This is a genomic window from Mycobacterium sp. Marseille-P9652 (assembly GCF_902652685.1).
GTDB lineage: Bacteria > Actinomycetota > Actinomycetes > Mycobacteriales > Mycobacteriaceae > Mycobacterium.
Genome location: NZ_CACRUY010000028.1, coordinates 1 through 16,962, shown reverse-complemented (window position 1 = coordinate 16,962; position 16,962 = coordinate 1). Strand labels below are relative to the sequence as shown.

General features: G+C 72.3%; 17 protein-coding genes. 11 read left to right on the top strand and 6 right to left on the bottom strand.

Annotated elements, in window-relative coordinates:
* Position 1 precedes the first annotated feature (1 nt).
* From GPY60_RS15665 to GPY60_RS15625, 9 genes are all read left to right on the top strand, one after another.
* Positions 2 to 1,642, top strand: coding sequence for a carbamoyltransferase family protein (locus GPY60_RS15665; protein WP_156688594.1), 1,641 nt, complete (start codon positions 2 to 4; stop codon positions 1,640 to 1,642).
* Entirely contained in the window at positions 1,639 to 3,135 is a 1,497-nt protein-coding gene (locus tag GPY60_RS15660) for an HAD-IIIA family hydrolase (RefSeq protein ID WP_156688593.1), read from the top strand. Before GPY60_RS15665 ends, GPY60_RS15660 begins: the two co-directional genes overlap by 4 nt.
* Positions 3,126 to 4,163, top strand: coding sequence for a glycosyltransferase family 9 protein (locus GPY60_RS15655; RefSeq protein ID WP_231639678.1), 1,038 nt, complete (start codon positions 3,126 to 3,128; stop codon positions 4,161 to 4,163). Before GPY60_RS15660 ends, GPY60_RS15655 begins: the two co-directional genes overlap by 10 nt.
* A complete protein-coding gene (locus tag GPY60_RS15650; protein ID WP_156688592.1) occupies positions 4,160 to 4,729 on the top strand; it encodes a D-sedoheptulose-7-phosphate isomerase in 570 nt (189 codons plus the stop codon). Before GPY60_RS15655 ends, GPY60_RS15650 begins: the two co-directional genes overlap by 4 nt.
* The gene (locus GPY60_RS15645; protein WP_156688591.1) at positions 4,726 to 6,135 is read left to right on the top strand and encodes a PfkB family carbohydrate kinase; all 1,410 of its coding nucleotides are present in this window, start codon (positions 4,726 to 4,728) and stop codon (positions 6,133 to 6,135) included. The genes GPY60_RS15650 and GPY60_RS15645 overlap by 4 nt, the downstream gene beginning before the upstream one ends.
* Before the next feature lies 1 nt (position 6,136).
* On the top strand, positions 6,137 to 6,832 hold the full coding sequence (locus GPY60_RS15640; protein ID WP_156688590.1) for an SDR family oxidoreductase: 696 nt from the start codon (positions 6,137 to 6,139) through the stop codon (positions 6,830 to 6,832).
* A complete protein-coding gene (locus GPY60_RS15635) occupies positions 6,823 to 7,803 on the top strand; it encodes a glycosyltransferase family 9 protein (RefSeq protein ID WP_156688589.1) in 981 nt (326 codons plus the stop codon). The genes GPY60_RS15640 and GPY60_RS15635 overlap by 10 nt, the downstream gene beginning before the upstream one ends.
* Complete coding sequence (locus GPY60_RS15630) at positions 7,800 to 9,104, top strand: UDP-glucose dehydrogenase family protein (protein WP_156688588.1); 1,305 nt, start codon at positions 7,800 to 7,802, stop codon at positions 9,102 to 9,104. The genes GPY60_RS15635 and GPY60_RS15630 overlap by 4 nt, the downstream gene beginning before the upstream one ends.
* A 235-nt stretch (positions 9,105 to 9,339) precedes the next feature.
* Positions 9,340 to 11,133 carry a thiamine pyrophosphate-requiring protein gene (locus GPY60_RS15625; protein ID WP_156688587.1) on the top strand — a complete coding sequence of 598 codons (1,794 nt, stop codon included), beginning with the start codon at positions 9,340 to 9,342 and terminating at the stop codon, positions 11,131 to 11,133.
* 106 nt (positions 11,134 to 11,239) lie between these two features.
* On the opposite strand, the gene GPY60_RS15620 is transcribed toward GPY60_RS15625, so the two are convergent.
* The gene (locus tag GPY60_RS15620; protein ID WP_156688586.1) at positions 11,240 to 11,896 is read right to left on the bottom strand and encodes a UdgX family uracil-DNA binding protein; all 657 of its coding nucleotides are present in this window, start codon (positions 11,894 to 11,896) and stop codon (positions 11,240 to 11,242) included.
* A gap of 21 nt (positions 11,897 to 11,917) precedes the next feature.
* On the bottom strand, positions 11,918 to 12,478 hold the full coding sequence (locus GPY60_RS15615) for a hemerythrin domain-containing protein (RefSeq protein ID WP_156688585.1): 561 nt from the start codon (positions 12,476 to 12,478) through the stop codon (positions 11,918 to 11,920).
* A 211-nt stretch (positions 12,479 to 12,689) separates the two neighbouring features.
* Here GPY60_RS15615 and GPY60_RS15610 point away from each other — a divergent pair, with 211 nt between their 5' ends.
* Positions 12,690 to 13,628: a hypothetical protein gene (locus GPY60_RS15610; protein ID WP_370462732.1), complete on the top strand. Its 939-nt coding sequence runs from the start codon at positions 12,690 to 12,692 to the stop codon at positions 13,626 to 13,628.
* A 12-nt stretch (positions 13,629 to 13,640) separates the two neighbouring features.
* On the top strand, positions 13,641 to 14,015 hold the full coding sequence (locus GPY60_RS15605) for a hypothetical protein (protein ID WP_156688584.1): 375 nt from the start codon (positions 13,641 to 13,643) through the stop codon (positions 14,013 to 14,015).
* On the opposite strand, the gene GPY60_RS15600 is transcribed toward GPY60_RS15605, so the two are convergent.
* The 4 genes from GPY60_RS15600 to GPY60_RS15585 all read right to left on the bottom strand — a co-directional run bounded on the left by GPY60_RS15600 (position 13,951) and on the right by GPY60_RS15585 (position 16,559).
* Positions 13,951 to 14,250 carry a hypothetical protein gene (locus GPY60_RS15600; protein ID WP_156688583.1) on the bottom strand — a complete coding sequence of 100 codons (300 nt, stop codon included), beginning with the start codon at positions 14,248 to 14,250 and terminating at the stop codon, positions 13,951 to 13,953. The genes GPY60_RS15605 and GPY60_RS15600 overlap by 65 nt on opposite strands.
* Before the next feature lies 1 nt (position 14,251).
* Positions 14,252 to 15,754, bottom strand: coding sequence for a molybdopterin-dependent oxidoreductase (locus tag GPY60_RS15595; protein ID WP_156688582.1), 1,503 nt, complete (start codon positions 15,752 to 15,754; stop codon positions 14,252 to 14,254).
* 15 nt (positions 15,755 to 15,769) lie between these two features.
* Positions 15,770 to 16,219, bottom strand: coding sequence for an oxidoreductase (locus GPY60_RS15590; protein WP_156688581.1), 450 nt, complete (start codon positions 16,217 to 16,219; stop codon positions 15,770 to 15,772).
* Positions 16,220 to 16,322: 103 nt separating this feature from the next.
* Positions 16,323 to 16,559, bottom strand: coding sequence for a hypothetical protein (locus GPY60_RS15585; protein WP_156688580.1), 237 nt, complete (start codon positions 16,557 to 16,559; stop codon positions 16,323 to 16,325).
* Positions 16,560 to 16,962 lie beyond the last annotated feature (403 nt).

The following is a 16,962-nucleotide window of genomic DNA, read 5'->3' as shown; positions in this document are numbered from 1 at the left end:
GGTGCGAATTCTTGGAGTCAACGCGGTTTTCCACGACTCGGCGGCGGCATTGGTCGTCGACGGGGAGGTCGTCGCGGCCGCCGAGGAGGAACGGTTCTCGCGGCGCAAGCACGGCAAGCAGGCCGTGCCGTTCTCGACCTGGGAGATGCCCGTGGCCGCGATCCGCTGGTGCCTCGAGCACGCCGGTGTGGCCCCGGGTGAGGTCGACGCCATCGGCTACTCCTACGACCCCGCCCTGATGTACGAGGAGCCGCTCGACCCCGCGGGCCTCGACCGCGACTGGGAGTACCTGCGCACGCTGTATGCCGAGCGCGCGCCGCGCTTCCTGGCCTCGGCGGTGCCCGGCCTGAATCCCGGCGTGTTCCACCACGTCCGCCACCACGTCGCCCACGCCGCATCGACCGCGCTCGCCTCCCCGCATCCCGACACCGCGGTGCTCGTGGTCGACGGCCGCGGCGAGCGCACGTCGATGCTGGCCGGTGTCTACCGGGACCACAAACTCGACATCCTGGCGTCGCAGCCGCTGCCGCACTCGCTGGGGCTGCTCTACGAAAGCCTCACCGAGCATTTGGGTTTCGCGCGATCGAGCGACGAGTACAAGGTCATGGCGATGGCGTCCTACGGGCAGCCCCGGTTCGCCGAGCGCCTGCGAGAGCGCGTGTACGCCTGCGGCGACGGCGGTTTCCGCACCGACCCGATCGAGTGGGACGAGCTGGCCCCGGCCCGCCGGCCGCACGCGGGCGAGCTCGACCCCGTGCACGCCGATCTCGCGTGCACCGTGCAGCGGGTGGTCGAGGACGTGCTGCTCGACCTCGTCGGCTGGCTGCGCGAGCGCACCGACGGCGACGCGCTGTGCCTGGCCGGCGGCGTGGCGCTGAATTGCGTTGCCAACACGCGGATTCACGCGGAGTCGGGCTTCGACCGGGTGTGGGTGCAGCCGGCGGCCGGGGATTCCGGCACGGCGCTGGGCGCCGCGCTGAGCCTGGCCGCCTCGCTCGGCGAGCCCATCGCCCCGATGCCGTCGGCCCGGCTGGGGCGCGGCTGGTCCGACGACCAGATCGGGGCGGTGCTCGACGAGGCCGCCGTGGGTTACGAACGCCCGCAGGATCTTTCGCGCGCGGTGGGCGACGCGCTGGCCGACAACCAGCTGATCGGCTGGTTCCAGGGCCGCGCCGAGTTCGGGCCACGCGCCCTCGGCGGCCGCTCGCTGCTCGCCGATCCGCGCCACGCTGCCAACCTCGAGCGACTCAACGCCGTCAAGGGCCGCGAACAGTTCCGGCCCGTCGCCCCGATGGTGCTGGCCGAGCGGGCCGCCGAGATCTTCGCCCGCGGACCGCTGCCCAGCCCGTACATGCTGTTCGTCCACGACGTGGCCCCCGAGTGGCGCGACCGCATCCCCGCCGTCACCCACGTCGACGGCACCGCGCGGATTCAGACCGTCGACCGCGCCGCCGACCCGCGCCTGCACGCGACGATCAGCAGGTTCGCCGAGCGGACCGGGGTGCCGGTGGTCGTCAACACCAGCTTCAACACCGCCGGGCGGCCGATGGTGGACAGTCCGCGCGACGCCCTGGAGGTCTTCGGGGGCTCCCCCATCGACGTGCTGGCGCTCGGCTCCTACCTGGTGAGGCGGCGCCCGTGACACCCGACTACGCGATCGTGGTGCCCACCGTGGGCCGGGAATCGTTGCGGCGCTTGCTCACCGCGCTCGAGTGCGGCTCCGGCCCGACGCCGGCCGCGGTGGTGGTGGTCGACGACCGGCCGAACGCCGGCACCGCCCTGCCCATGGACCAGGACGCCGAGGGGGTGCGCGTGCTGCGCAGCGGCGGGCGCGGGCCCGCCGCCGCCCGCAACGTCGGCTGGCGGGCCACCACCGCCCGCTGGGTGTGCTTCCTCGACGACGACGTGGTGCCCGGGCCGCAGTGGAAGGCCGATGTGGCCACCGACCTGAAGGCCGCCGACGCGGTGGGCGCGGTGGGTTCGCAGGCCGTCGTCGAGGTGCCGGCGGAGGGCGCGCGCCGGCCCACCGACGACGAGCGCCGGACGCTGCGGCTGGCCGAGGCCCGCTGGATCACCGCCGACATGGCGTACCGGCGCGACACGCTGGTCGCGGTCGGGGGCTTCGACGAGCGATTCCCGCGCGCCTACCGGGAGGATTCCGACCTCGCGGTGCGGATCGTGTCGGCCGGCGGGGCGATCGAGCGCGGGAACCGCCGCAGCACCCACCCCGTCGCGGCGGCCACTTGGTGGTCGAGCGTCCGCGCGCAGGTCGGCAACCGCGACAACGCGTTGCTGCGCCGCAAGTACGGCCGGTCGTGGCGGGCGCTGGTCGGCGAGGGGCCCGGCAGGATGCCGGCGCACGCGGCCACCACCCTGGCCGGCGCCGGCGCCATCGCCGCGGCCGCGCTGCGCCGGCCCGCGCCGGCCCGCGCGGCGGCAGCGCTGTGGCTGTTGCTGACCGCCGAGTTCACCGCCCGCCGCTGGCTCGCCGGGCCGCGCACTCTGGTTGAGGCGCTTCGCCTTTCGGTGACCAGCGCCGCGATCCCCCCGGCGGCGGTGGCACACCGCCTGGCGGGCGAGTGGACCTTCCGCCGGGCGCGGCGCGACCCGCCGCTCGCGGTGCTGCTCGACCGCGACGACACCCTCATCGTCGACCGGCCCTACCTCAACGATCCCGACGGCGTGCGGCCCACGCACGACGCGTGCAGGGCGCTGGCGCGCCTGCGCCGCCGCGGGCTGCTGCTCGCCGTCGTCACCAACCAATCCGGCGTGGCCCGCGGGCTGATCAGCCCCGAGCAGCTCACCGCGGTCAACGCGCGCGTCGACGAGGTGCTGGGGCCGTTCGACTCCTGGCAGGTGTGCGTGCACGGCGAGGCGGACGGCTGCGGCGGCCGCAAACCGCGGCCCGGGATGGTGCTGGCGGCCGCCGAGGCGCTCGCCGTGCCCCCGCAACGCTGCGTGATGATCGGCGACACCGGCGGCGACGTCCGGGCGGCGCTGGCCGCGGACGCGCAGGCCGTGCTGGTGCCCACCGGGCGCACGCTGCCCGACGAGGTGGACCACGCGCGGGCCCACGCGCGGGTGGCCGGAACCCTCGACGACGCGGTGACGCTGGTGCTGCGGGAGTGCCGGTGACGACCGCATCGACCACCGCACTGGTGGCCCGCCTGGACAGCGCGGGGGACGTGCTGATCACCGGCCCCGCGGTGCGGGCGGTCGCCGCCCACCACGACCGGGTCGTGATGCTGGCCGGGCCGCGCGGACGCGACGCGGCCGAGCTGCTCGTCGGCGTCGACGAGATCGTCGAATGGCAGGCCCCCTGGGTCGATTTCGACTCCCCGGAACTCACCGCCGCCCACGCCGACGCCCTCCTCAAGCACCTGCGCGACATCGCGCCGGAACGGGTCTACATCTTCACGTCGTTCCACCAGTCGCCGCTGCCGCTGGCGCTGCTGGCGCGGATGGCGGGGGTGCCGTGGGTCGGCGCCATCTGCACCGACTACCCGGGCACCCTGCTGGATCTCCGACACCACGTGCCCCCCGGCATCCCCGAGCCGGAGCGGGCGCTGTCCCTGGCCGACGCGGCCGGTTGCCCGCTGCCCGCCGGCGACGACGGGGCGCTGCGGATCCGCGCCGTCGACCCGCTGCCGCCCGGGCTGGCGGCCACGGTGGCGGGTGATGAGTTCGTCGTCTTCCATCCGGGCGCCGCGGTCCCGGCCCGGCGGCCGAGCGACCACCGCAGCGCTGCCATGGTGGCGGCCCTGACCGCGGCCGGCTACCGGGTGCTGGTCACGGGCGACCCGAGCGAGGCCGCGTTGACAAAGACCGTGGCGGGCGACCGGGCCGTCGACCTGGGCGGGCGGACGAGCCTGGCGGAGCTGGCGGCGGTGTTCGCCGCGGCGCGCGTCGTCGTCGTGCCCAACACCGGCCCCGCCCACCTCGCCGCCGCCGTCGGAACCCCGGTCGTGTCGCTGTTCGCCCCCGTGGTGCCGGCGACCCAGTGGAGCCCGTACGGCAGGCGGGTGACCGTGCTGGGCGACCAGTTCGCGCCGTGCCGGGCCAGCCGCGCCCGGGTGTGTCCGGTGCCGGGCCACCCCTGCCTCGACGGCATCAGCGACGAGCAGCTGCTCGCCGCCGTGCGGCGGGAAGGGGGAGAGCCATGATCGAGGCGCACTTCGGCGCGCTGAGCCAGGCCGTGGCGCGCACCGCCGGTGAGGCCGACCGCCTGCGCGGGTGGGGCCGCCACCTCGCGCGAGTGCTGACCGGCGGCGGCCGGCTGCTGGCATGCGGCAACGGGGGCAGCGCCGCCGAGGCGCAGCACCTCACCAGCGAGCTGGTCGGACGCTTCCGCCACGAACGAATCCCGTTGTCCGCCATCGCCTTACACGCCGAGACGTCGGCGCTCACCGCGATCGCCAACGACTACGGCGCCGACGAGATGTTCGCGCGGGGAGTGCGGGCGCACGGCCGGCCCGGTGACGTGCTGATGGCGCTGTCCACCAGCGGCGGGAGCCGCAACGTGCTGGCGGCCGCGAAGGCCGCCCGCGATGCGGGCATGGTGACCTGGGCCCTGACCGGCCGCGGACCCAACGAGCTGGCCGACGCGTGCGACGACGCCATCTGCGTCGACGCCGCCGCCACGGCCACCGTGCAGGAGATCCACCTGATGCTGGTCCACGGGCTGTGCCTGGCGCTCGACGACGAGATACTGCTGCGGGACGCCTCATGAAACCACTTGTGATCGTGGGTGATTCGATCCTCGACGTCGACGTGCTGGGTTCGGCCAGCCGGCTGAGCCCCGAGGCGCCGGTGCCGGTGGTGGACGCCGAGCGGACGGTGCAGCGCCCGGGCGGGGCGGGGCTCGCGGCCCTGCTCGCCGCCCGCACCGAGCCGGCGGTGGTGCTGATCACCGGCATCGCGGACGACGACGGCGGCCGCCGGCTGCACGACCTGCTGACCGCGGCCGGGGTGACGGTGATCGCCCTGCCGATGAGCGGGACGACCGTCACCAAGACCAGGATCCGGGCCCGCGGCCAGTCGATGCTGCGGGTCGACCGGGGCGACGCCGCCCCGGTCGAGCGCCCGCTCGCCGCGGGGCCCACCGAGGCGCTGGCCGACGCGCGCGCGATCTGCGTCGCCGATTACGGCGCCGGGGTGACCGCGCTGCCCGGCCTGCGCGCGGCGCTCACCGAGCTGGCGCCGCGGATCCCGGTGGTGTGGGACCCCCACCCGCGCGGTGCGCCGCCCGTGCCGGGATGCGCGCTCGTGACGCCGAATCACGAAGAGGCCCAGCACTTCTGCGCGGGTACGCCGGGCGATGCGGGCCCGGTTTTGCTGAACAGGTGGGAGCCGCGCGCGGTCTGCATCACCCGCGGCGCGCGCGGGGCCCGGGTGTACACCGCGAACGCCGAGCCGCGCCACGTCGGGATCCCGGAGCGCACGGCCGCCGCCGCGGCCGACGTCTGCGGCGCCGGCGACCGGTTCGCCGTCTCCGCGGCGGTGGCCCTCGGCGCCGGGGCCGACCCGGTCGCCGCCGTAGAGGCCGCCGTCGCCGACGCGTCCCGCTTCGTCGCCACCGGCGGCGCCGCCTCCGTCTCGACGCCCGTCCCGGGCGACGGCGCGGGCGTGCTGCCTTCCGGCGGCCAACTCGACGACACCGCGGCGGTCGACGCGCTCGCCCTGGCCGAGCGGCTGCGGCGCGCCGGGCGGACCGTGGTCGCCACCGGGGGTTGCTTCGACCTGCTGCACACCGGTCACATCCGGCTGCTGCGGCAGGCGCGCGAGCTCGGCGACGCGTTGATCGTCCTGGTCAACTCCGATGAGTCGGTGCGCGCGCTCAAGGGCGACGGTCGACCCGTCATGCGCGACGTCGATCGCGCCCGCGTCCTGGCCGCGCTCGCGTGCGTGGACGCGGTCGCGGTCTTCGACGGGCCGACGCCCGAACACGCGCTCGACGCGCTGCGGCCCGATGTCTGGGTCAAGGGCGGCGACTACACCGCACACGACTTGCCGGAGGCCGCCGTCGTCCACCGCCACGGCGGCGAGGTCGTGATTCTGCCGACGGTGGCCGGCTACTCCTCTTCCCGTTTGATCGCCGCGGCCTCGTCCGGCCGCACGTTTACCGAAAGGGCTTGACATGACGGCAGAACGACGCGACGGCGTGCTGATCACCGGCGGTTCCTCGGGGCTGGGCGCGGCCACGGTGGCCGCGGTCGCCCGGCGGGGCGCCGTCCCGCTGGTGATCGACAAGAATCCCCCGGGGGACGGTATCCCCTACGCCGCTTGCGATCTCGCCGACACCAGCGCGGTCGCGGCCGCCGTCGAGGCGCTGGCCGGCGAGGTCGACGGCCGCATCACCGGCGTGTTCACGGCGGCGGGCATCGACTCGTGCGGCACCCTCGAGCAGGTGCCGGCCAAGGAGTGGGAGCAGGTCATCGCGGTCAACCTGGTGGGCACCGCCGCCGTCGTCCGCGCCGCGCTGCCGTACCTGAGGGCCACCGGCGGACGCATCGTCACGTGCGCGTCCACGTTGGGCATCAAGGCCGTCGGGGACGCCACCGCGTACTGCGCCTCGAAATTCGGGGTCGTCGGCTTCACCCGCGCGCTGGCGGCCGAGCTCGCCGGCGAGGTGGGCGTGACGCTGCTGATCCCCGGCGGCATGCACACCCCCTTCTTCGACGGCCGCACCGAGCAGTACAAGCCGCCGGCCGACGCCAAGCTCAACCGGCCCGAGGACGTCGCCGAGACCGTGCTCTTCGCGCTGTCCCAGCCGGCCGGCTGCGAGGTGCGCGAACTCGTGGTCTGCGCCTCGACGGAGGCGTCATGGCCTTAGGAGGCACCTTAGCGGTCGGGGAGGCGCTCGACGCCGGGCCGGACGACACCATCGTGGTGCTGCGCGCCCTGGGCCTGGGCGATCTGCTGACGGCGGTGCCCGCCCTGCGGGGGCTGCGCCGGCACTACCCCGCCGCGCGCGTCACCCTCGCCGCCCCTGACCGCTACCGGGAGCTGGCGATGATGACCGGCGCAATCGACGACGTGCTGCCCACGTCGTGCCTCGGCGACGTCCGGCCGCTCGCCGGACCGCCGGCGCTCGCGGTGAACCTGCACGGCTGCGGCCCCCAGAGCATCGACCACCTGCTGGCGTGGGGGCCGCAGACGGTGCTCACCCACTGCCACTCCGGCCATCCCGCCCTGCTGGGCCCGCCGTGGCAGCCCGAGATCCACGAGATGCACCGGTGGTGCGCCCTTTTGGAATGGGCCGGAATCCGTTGCGACCTCGAAGATGTCACGCTGCCGCGGTCGACCGTCGTCCCCGAGTGCATCGACGCCGTCGTGATCCATCCGGGCGCGTCGTCCCACGCGCGCCAGTGGCCCCCCGAGCGGTTCGCCGCGGTGGCCGCGGCGCTGCGCGACGAGGGCCACGACATCGTGATCACCGGGTCGTCCGGCGAATTCGACCTGGCGCACGAGATCGCCCGCGCCGCCCGATTGCCGCGCACCGCCGTCGTCGCCGGACTGCTCGATCTGCCGGCCCTGGCCGCGCTGGTCGCCGGCAGCCGGCTGGTGATCTGCGGCGACACGGGCATCGGCCACCTGGCCGCGGCCACCAACACCGCGTCGGTGGTGTTGTTCGGACCCACCGCCCCCGCCCGGTGGGGGCCGCGCGGCCCCGCGCCCCACGCCGCGCTGTGGGCCGGCGGGGTCGGCGACCCGCACGCTGACACCCCCCACGAGGGGCTGCTGCTGATCACGGTCGCCAGCGTGCTGGCCGCCACGCGCACGATTCTCAGGGAGACGGCATGACCGGCACACCGCGCGTCGGGGTGGTGGGCGCCAGCTACGTCGGTCTCACCACCGCCGTCTGCACGGCCGCACACGGGATCGACACGATCGCCGTCGACATCGATCCCGAGCGGGTGCGCACGCTGGCGGCGGGAATCCCGGTGATCGACGAGCCGCAGTTGCCGGCGCTGCTGCGCGACGGCCTGGCCCGCGGCCTGCTCACGTTCAGCGCCGACTTCGCCGCGCTGGCCGACCGGGACGTCGTCTTCGTCTGCGTCCCCACCCCCAGCGCCGACGACGGCCGGGCCGACCTCAGCGCGGTGGGCGCGGTGGTCGACCGCCTGGGCGGCGTCCTGCGCGCCGGCGCCGTCGTCGCGCTCAAGTCGACGATTCCCGTGGGCACCACGTCGGCCATGGCGGACAGGCTGCGGCACAAGGGCATTCGCGCGGTGTCCGCCCCGGAGTTCCTGCGCGAGGGACGCGCCGTTCACGACTTCCGGCACCCGGACCGCCTGGTCATCGGCACCGCGGACGAGTCGGCCGCCCACCTGGTGCAGCGGGCGTACGGCCTCGGCGCCGAACGCGTGCAGCGGATGAGCCCGGAGAGCGCCGAGCTCGCCAAGTACGCCAGCAACGCGTTCCTGGCCGTCAAGCTCTCGTACGCGAATTCGCTGGCGACGCTGTGCACCCGGGTGGGCGCCGATATCGACGACGTCACCGGGTGCATGGGTGCCGACCGGCGGATCGGGCCGGAGTTCCTGCGGCCGGGGCCCGGGTGGGGCGGGTCGTGCCTGCCCAAGGACACCGCGGCCCTGATCCACACCGCGCGGCGGCACGGGGTCGATTTCGCCGAGGTCGACGCCGCCCGGCGCACCAACACCGCCCAGGCGCGCCGGATCGGCGCCGCGCTGCGCCGAACCCTGGGCCGGCCGTTGGCCGGCTGCCGGGTCACCGCGCTGGGACTGACGTTCAAGGCCGCCACCAGCGACACCCGCGATTCGCCCGCCCTGGCCGCCTGCCGAGAGCTCGCCGCGGCCGGCGCCCACGTCATGGGTTACGACCCGCAGCTGCCCCACATCGACCCCGCCGTCCTGCAGGCGAGCCGGGTGACCGCGGCCGACGACCCGTACCGCGCCGCCAAGGCGGCCGAGGCGATCGTGGTGCTCACCGAGTGGCCCCAGTTCCGCGACCTCGACTGGCGCGCCATCGCCCGCGACGCGCCGCTGGCCGCGGTGCTGGACACCCGCAACCTGCTCGATCCCGCGGCGGTCCGGGCGGCGGGGCTGGCGTATCTCGGCAACGGTGTGCCGCAGGGATTCTAGCGCGGCCGCCGGTGCACCTGACAAAGTCCTGAAAATTCGCGGCCGGTGCGCTTAGCTTCGGCGATTGCGGGGTACGACGAAGGGGCGTGGCAGTGCGGCGCACAGCCACCCGTCGCCCGCGGTGAAAAAACACCGGCGCCCGCGACCCATCATCCCGGCTCCCGTCGTTGCGGCGCCAGAACCGATCGCAGCCGACGCGAGATCATCACGCGGACTGTCGTAGGAGGCAAATCCAATGTCCAAACAAGAGGTCTCCGACTTCCTGCTCGAGCGGTTGCGGGCATGGGGCGTCGAGCACGTCTTCGCGTTCCCCGGCGACGGCATCAACGGGATCCTCGCCGCCTTCGGCCGCGCGGACAACAAGCCGATGTTCATCCAGTCGCGCCACGAGGAGATGAGCGCGTTCGAGGCGGTGGGTTACGCGAAGTTCACGAACCGCGTCGGCGTGTGCATGGCGACCTCGGGCCCCGGCGCCATCCACCTGCTCAACGGGCTCTACGACGCGAAGCTGGACCACGTGCCGGTGGTGGCGATCGTCGGGCAGACGAACCGCAGCGCCATGGGCGGGTCCTACCAGCAGGAGGTCGACCTGCTGACGCTGTTCAAGGACGTCGCCAGCGACTACATTCAAATGGTCACGGTCCCAGAGCAATTGCCGAACGTGCTGGATCGCGCCATCCGGGTGGCCCTCGCCCAGCGCGCGCCGACGGCGATCATCATTCCGTCCGACGTCCAGGAGCTGGAGTACTCGCCGCCCACCCACGCCTTCAAGATGGTGCCCTCGAGCCTGGGCATCGAATGGCCGGCGGTCGCCCCCGACGACGCTGCTGTGCAGCACGCCGCGCAGGTGCTCAACGAGGGCGGCAAGGTCGCCATGCTCGTCGGGCAGGGTGCCGCCGGCGCGCGCGACGAGCTGATCGAGGTCGCGGACCTGCTCGGCGCCGGGGCGGCCAAGGCGCTGCTGGGCAAGGACGTGCTGAGCGACGAATTGCCTTGGGTCACCGGGTCGATCGGCCTGCTCGGGACCCGGCCCAGCTACGAGCTGATGCGGGACTGCGACACGCTGCTCACGGTGGGATCGAGCTTCCCCTACACGCAGTTCCTGCCCGGGTTCGAGCAGTGCCGCGCGGTCCAGATCGACATCGACGGCCGCTTCATCGGCATGCGGTACCCGTATGAGGTCAATCTCGTGTCCGACGCGAAGGCGGCGCTGCGCGCGCTGATTCCGCTGCTGCGCCGCAAGGAGGACCGCAAGTGGCGCGAGACGATCGAGTCCAACGTGGCGCGCTGGTGGAAGACCATGGACATGGAGGCGAAGGTGAGCGCCGACCCGGTCAACCCGATGCGCCCGTTCTTCGAGCTCTCCCCCATGCTGCCCGACGATGCCATCGTCACCGCCGACTCCGGGTCGTCGGCCAACTGGTATGCGCGCCAACTGAAGTTCCGCGGCAACATGCGGGGTTCACTGTCCGGCAACCTCGCCACGATGGGGCCGGGCGTGCCGTACGCGATCGGCGCCAAGTTCGGCAACCCGCGGCGGCCCGTCATCGCCTTCGTCGGCGACGGCGCGATGCAGATGAACGGCATGGCCGAGCTGATCACGATCAAGCATTACTGGCGGAAGTGGGGCGACCCCCGACTGATCGTGGCGATCCTGCACAACAACGACCTCAACCAGGTCACGTGGGAGATGCGCGCGATGGCCGGGTCGCCGAAATTCGCTGAGTCGCAAACTCTTCCGGACGTGGACTTCGCGGGTTTCGCGGCTAGCCTGGGGCTGAACGCGATGGCCATCAAGGACCCCGACGAGTTGGGGGACGCGTGGCGCAGCGCGCTGTCGGCCGACCGCCCCACGGTGCTCGACATCTACACCGACCCCGACATGCCCCCGATTCCCCCGCACGCCACGTGGGATCAGTTCAAGGCGGCCACCACGGCCGTGCTCTCGGGCGACGAGGACAGCGTCGGCTTCGTCAAGGTCGGGCTCAAGACCAAGGCGCAGGAGTTCCTGCCGCACAGGAAGAGTTGACGGACCACCAGCCGTGCCGCCGAGCGTGCACTCACTGCGAGTTTTCGGCAGGTATTTCGCAGTGGGCACACGCTCGGCGCGCGGCGAATCACCAACCAAGGCTTGGTCAAAGATGGGCGCTGGCGCCGCGCAGGTCCTCGACGAAGGACTTGTATGCCTCGTCGTGGCGGTCGCTGCGGTCGCGCAGCACCGCCGACGGGTGCACCGTGGCCACGACAAGCGGCTCGGGGTCGAGCCGCGCGTCGGCGGCAGACGCCGGCAGGCGCAGCCCCTCGCCGCGGTGGGCGGACACCCGAAAGTCGGCTCCCAGCAAGCATTGCGCCGCGGTGGCACCGAGGCAGACGATCACACGCGGCCGCACCGCCTCGATCTCGGCGAGCAGCCACGGCCGGCAGGCCACCACCTCGGTGCGGCCGGGCTTCTGATGTATCCGCCGTTTGCCGCCCTTGCGCGTGAACTTGAAGTGCTTCACGGCGTTGGTCTGGTACGTCGCCGCCGGATCGATGCCGGCGTCCTCGAGGGCACGGGCGAGCAGGCGGCCCGCCGGACCGACGAACGGCAGGCCCGTCCGGTCCTCCTGGTCTCCGGGTTGCTCCCCCACCAGCATCAGCGGGGCACCGGTGGCGCCGTGACCGAAGACGGTCTGGGTCGCGTCCTCAAACAGCCCGCAGCCTCGGCAACTGCCGGAAGCCGAGCGCAGGGACTCCAAACTCCGGTCGTCCGGCAGGTATTCGGCCGCGCCCGCGGTTCTGGCTGCCGGCATCGGTTACCCCGCCCTCACGGCTCAGCCCTTGCCGGTGATTGCGTCGCGGGCGCGATCGAGCATCGCCGCGAACGGGCCCGCGGCCACGTTCGCCATCCGGGACTCGACGCCCGGATGGGGCCGGGTGGGCGCGATCGCCTGGGCGAGTTTGGCTGCGCGGCCCATCCTTTCGAGCTCGTCGTTGCTCAGCTCCTCGCCCAGCTTGGCGAACTCCTCGGCCTCCTCGTGTCCGGCGTGCTCGAGGACCGCGTCGCGCAGCTCGGTGAGCTTCCGGGTGAATCCGTCGCCGCTGACGTCCATCTTCTCGAGCTCGCAGAGCATCTTCTTCGCCTCGTTCTCCTCCTGCAGCCGCGCGCTGACGATGGTGACGCCGTCGGCCACCTTTCGCTTGGTTCGCGGATGGACGATCTGCTCCTCGACGGTTTCGTGCACGGCGAGCAGCCGCCGCAGGTCGACGAAGGCGGCTTCGCGCTCCTCGCCCGTCGCCGCGAGCGTTCGCTCGAACTCCGACTTGATCTGCTCGTGCTGCCTGCAAAGGAAGTCGACCACGTCGGTGGGCGACATGATGGAGGTGTCGGCCATGTTGTTCCTCCCGATTAGCGTGGTGGCGGCGCGCCGGGCCCTTCACGCGCTCCCCGTTCGGCTACCCCTGGTCACTATCGCCAAACCTGGCCCCGGACAAGGCGGCAGACCGCGGCGGGCGCGGCGCCTGACTCCGCTCTGCGCGGCCGTCGTCGCGGGCGCGGCGGCGGCGTGCGCGGCGCCGGGAAGTTCGTTCGAAGCCGCGCCGCAGGTGGTCGTGTGGCCGGTCGACAAGCCGATGCGCCAGCCGGTGTGGTCGTACCGCCAGCACGCGCTCGTCGCCCTCACCGACGACCACCGCGTGGCCGAGGTCAGCGCCGGGGACCGCCCCGACGCCGCCACCACCCGGCTCTCCGCGCCCCTGTCGGTGGGCCGCAACCTGCAGATCAGCCAGAAGGACGACCGCGTCGTGTTCGTGCCCCAGCCCGAGCGCGGCAAGGTCGCGGGCCTGAGCCTCGAAACGCTGCGCCAGGTCAGCGAATTCGATGCCGGGCCGGCACCGGCGTACCTGTCCCAGGACGCGGGCCTGCGTGTGCTGCTCGCCCTGTCGGCCGACGGAACGTCGGTGACGCCGGTGGACGAGTACGGGTTGCGCGCCCTGCCGATTGCCCGGGTCACCGGTGACCCGGCGGCCACGGTCCGCGGCGCCAACCGCGGCCGCGAAATCGACTACCACCTCTACGCACCGACGGGAATCCGCCATTACCAGGGCTCGTCGTCTCCCCCCGAGGAGCGGGGCGAACTCGGGATCGACGTCGCGGTTTCGGCGGGCGACGGGACCGCGGTGAGCCGCAGTTATGTCGCCGGCCGCGACAGCAACGTGCTGACCGCCGTGGAGTCCCGCCGCGGCGGCGACGGGATCGAGACGCTGGCCAGCGCCTGGCTTCCCTCGCCGATCCGCGCGCTGGGCACCGACGACACCCGGATCTATGCGGCCACCGACCACGAGCTGGTGGTCCTCGAGACGGACAGCTTCACCGGCTTTCCCGGACAACGGATCCCGGTGATCACGGACGTCGACTACCGCGGGCGCCTGTCCGGGCCGGCGCAGTCGGCACCGGTGTCGGGGATGGCCGTCGGCCCGCACCGCGTGTATCTCACCCTCGCCGGCGTGCCCTACGTCGTCGGCGTCGCCAAGCCGCACCTGTGAGAGGAGACAGTCATGAGCGCAACGGACGAGGACACCCGCGCGGCGGTGGACGCCGACGACGACATCGAACTCATCACCGCTCAGGTCGAGGCGCTCAAAGAGCTTGCGCGGGAGGATGATCGAGATCCGATCAGCGAGGGTCGGCGCTACGACTTCAGCATCCGGTGGGGCACCATTCTCGCGGGGCGGCTGCGGCGCCTGGTCCACTACAGCGCGCTGGGCCGCCTCGATGACGCCGACGAACGCAGGTTCGGAGAACTCTGCGACGAGTTGCGCGCGCTGGCACCGCTGATCGATCGCTTCCGGCTCGCGCACCCGGTCTTCACGACCGGCCGGCCGGCTCGGGCGAAGCGCTTTCGTCGAGGAACTCGTTCTCGCGCAGAGTGATCCCGGTGCGCGGCTTGGCGCAGCCCGGGTGGTGGCACGTCAGTGCGATCATGTAGGCGTCGGGCTCCTCGTCCAGGAAGAGGAATCCGAGGTACAGGGCGTCCCCGACACCGAATTCCGTTGCGCCGCAGCATTCGCAGTGGCCGCCCTTGGCGGCGATCTGCTCTCGCACGCGCCCGCGCGCGACCGGGTCCAGGTGGATCAGCTCGGGACGCACCCCGAACGAGTCGGCCATGTCAGATCTCCACGTCCTTGTCGTAGTGCACGTTGTCCTCGCGCCAGCCGCCCAGGCCGTAGCCGATGCCGGCGTGGTCGTCGACGAACTCGATCTGGCTGATCCACTTGGCCATCTTGAAGCCGACCTGGGTCTCGACCCGGAGCCGCAGCGGCGCACCGTGCTTGATGGGCAACGGTTTTCCGTTCATCTCGTAGGCGAGGATGGTTTGCGGCTTGTACGCGAGCTCGAGGTCCATCACCTCGTAGAACTGCCCCTCCCCCTCCGCGCTGGGTTCGTCGCGCCCGGTGTCCTGCATGGTCAGGAAGCACACGTAGCGCGCCTGGGGAAGCGGCCGCACCAGCTCGGCCAACTCGGCCAGGGGCAGCCCCGTCCATTCCCCGACGCTCGACCAGCCCTGCACGCAGTTGTGCAGCACCCGTTGCCGGTGCGGGTCCCCCAGCGCGCGCAACGCCGCGAGGTCCAGCGTCACCGGCCGTTCGACCAGGCCGCCGACCTGCAGCCGCCAGTCGGCGAAGTTGTGCACCGCCATCACCTTGTACTCCGCCGAGCACGGCGGCTTGCCGTTGACGCGGTGCTCCTCCGACAGTTTGCGCTCCGGGTAATGCTGCCGGGAGTTCAGCGGCCGCAGCAGGATCAACCGGGCGCGGGTGATGACCGCGCCGAGCACGCGCCGCACCTGCACCGGCCGGCGCAGGCTCCACACCGTCGCCGCGATGTGGACGGCCACGATCGCGCCGATGATCGCGAACGAGCACGCGGTCGCCCAATTGATGTTGCGGACCGCGCCGAAGATCATCGACGCGTTGAGTTGTCCCCAGCCCCAGAAGAACACCATCGCGAGGTGGACGACGATGAACGCCAGAAACGCGACCAACCCGAGGAAGTGCAGGCTGCGCGCACTCTGCCGGCCGCCCCACATCCTGACGAACCATCCGAACCGCGCCTCGATCGCCGGCGACTGCGCGGCGCCGGTCAGGATCTGGAACGGTGCGAGCACGAAGATCACACCGGCGTAGGTGAGCTTCTGGATCGCGTCCAACGGTTCGCCCGGCAGCAGCGGGGGCAGGTTGAACGTCATGTAGGTGATGATGTCGTCCAGCGCCCGGGGGAAGATCGACCACGAGTAGGGCCAATAGCGGTGCCACTGACCGGTGGCGAAGAGCAGCACGTAGTAGGACAGCCCGACCAGAATCCAGCCCAGCACCGAGATGAAATGCCAGTGCCGGCCCATGCCGAGCTTCTTGTGGCCGGGCAGCGCGACCAGCGAGCTGTAGTCCTCTTCCTCGTCCAGGGTGTCCCACAGCCGGTCGGTCGGCATCGTCTTGGTGGTGAAGCGCGCCCACTCCGTGCCCGGCTTGCTGTCGTCGCGCCAGTACAGCTTCGGGTGGGTGGAAAGGATCTCGATGCCGCTGCGCAGCAGCAACGTCAGGAACAAGACGTTGAGCCAATGGTCGATGCGCAGCCACGCGGGATAGTCGAGTACCGTTGCCGCCTGGTTCATTTCACTTGCGCCCGTTCAGTCGTTCCAGTGCTGCCGTCGCGGGTGGGCGACGTTGATGCCGAGCAACACCGACGCGTGCAGCGCGAGGAACGCGCCCGCGAAGGCGAGGGCGAAGGTGGCCGGGGCGAAGTCCCACCGCCCGGTCGCCGTCGTCAGGCCCGGCACGCTCGCCACCCGGGTGCCGAGGTCGAGCGCGAGGAACAGCATCGAAAGAAGGCTGCCCAGCAGCCAACCCGCTTGCGGCGCAAGCCGATTGCGGCCGTACCCGAGCGCCGCCGCGGCGGCCAGGCATCCGGCGATCGCGGCGACGGCGTAGGCGACGAAGAAGGCGGGCGGCGCCTGCAGGCTGGTGAGCAGATAGGCGTGCGTGGCGGCGAGCGCCACGAGCAGTCCCGCGCCCAGCGCGGTCACGGCCCTCGGGGCGTCGAACGCGACGTAGCCGCCAAGGCTCAGCAGGCGAAACATCCTGCTGCTGTGCCATGTTTCGGGCCAAGCCCCGGCCACCGAGCCCACGAAGGCCGGTTACCCCCGAGTGTCCGCCCTAAACAAGGGCTCTCGCGCGGCCGCCTCAGGCCGCGACCAGCGTGGGATGACCCAGGCCCTCCCGGAAGTTCCAGGACCGACCGTGCCTGGCGAGCTGGACGAAGAAGCCGTAGTTGGTGGTGTTGGTCGCGGCGAGACCCGTGCACACCGCCCGCGCGGTCATCAACGCGACGTCGTTGACGATCAGCACCACCGCGGCGGCCGCCGCGACGCCCAGCAGGCCGAGCGCCCTGCGGACCACGTGGGTGGGGCAGATTCTCATGGCGCTTCTCCTTCACGCATACCGCCGCGGCATGGTGCCTCAGCAACTGCTACGTATACAAACACAGTAATACGTAGCACTGCAACATCGATATTCGTAGGCTGGCATTGCCCACCCGCCGTCGAATGCCCGATCTCACGCCGTCTAGCTGCGATGATGGCGGCAGACGGGGTTCCCTGGCCCGTCCCGGAAGCGCCGCGAATGCGACGCACATCACACCGTTATGTGCAGCGGTGGAAGTTCCACCCCGACCCGCTGCCTTGGACTACATTCGGGGCAGCATCCCGTGAAGGAGGCGGCCCGTGAGCAATCCCGCGGATCCGTACTCGACCGGTCCGTTCACCTACGATCCGCTCGGGCGTCCGCCGCCCCCGCAGCAAATTCGGCGCGCGCCTGGAGCCGT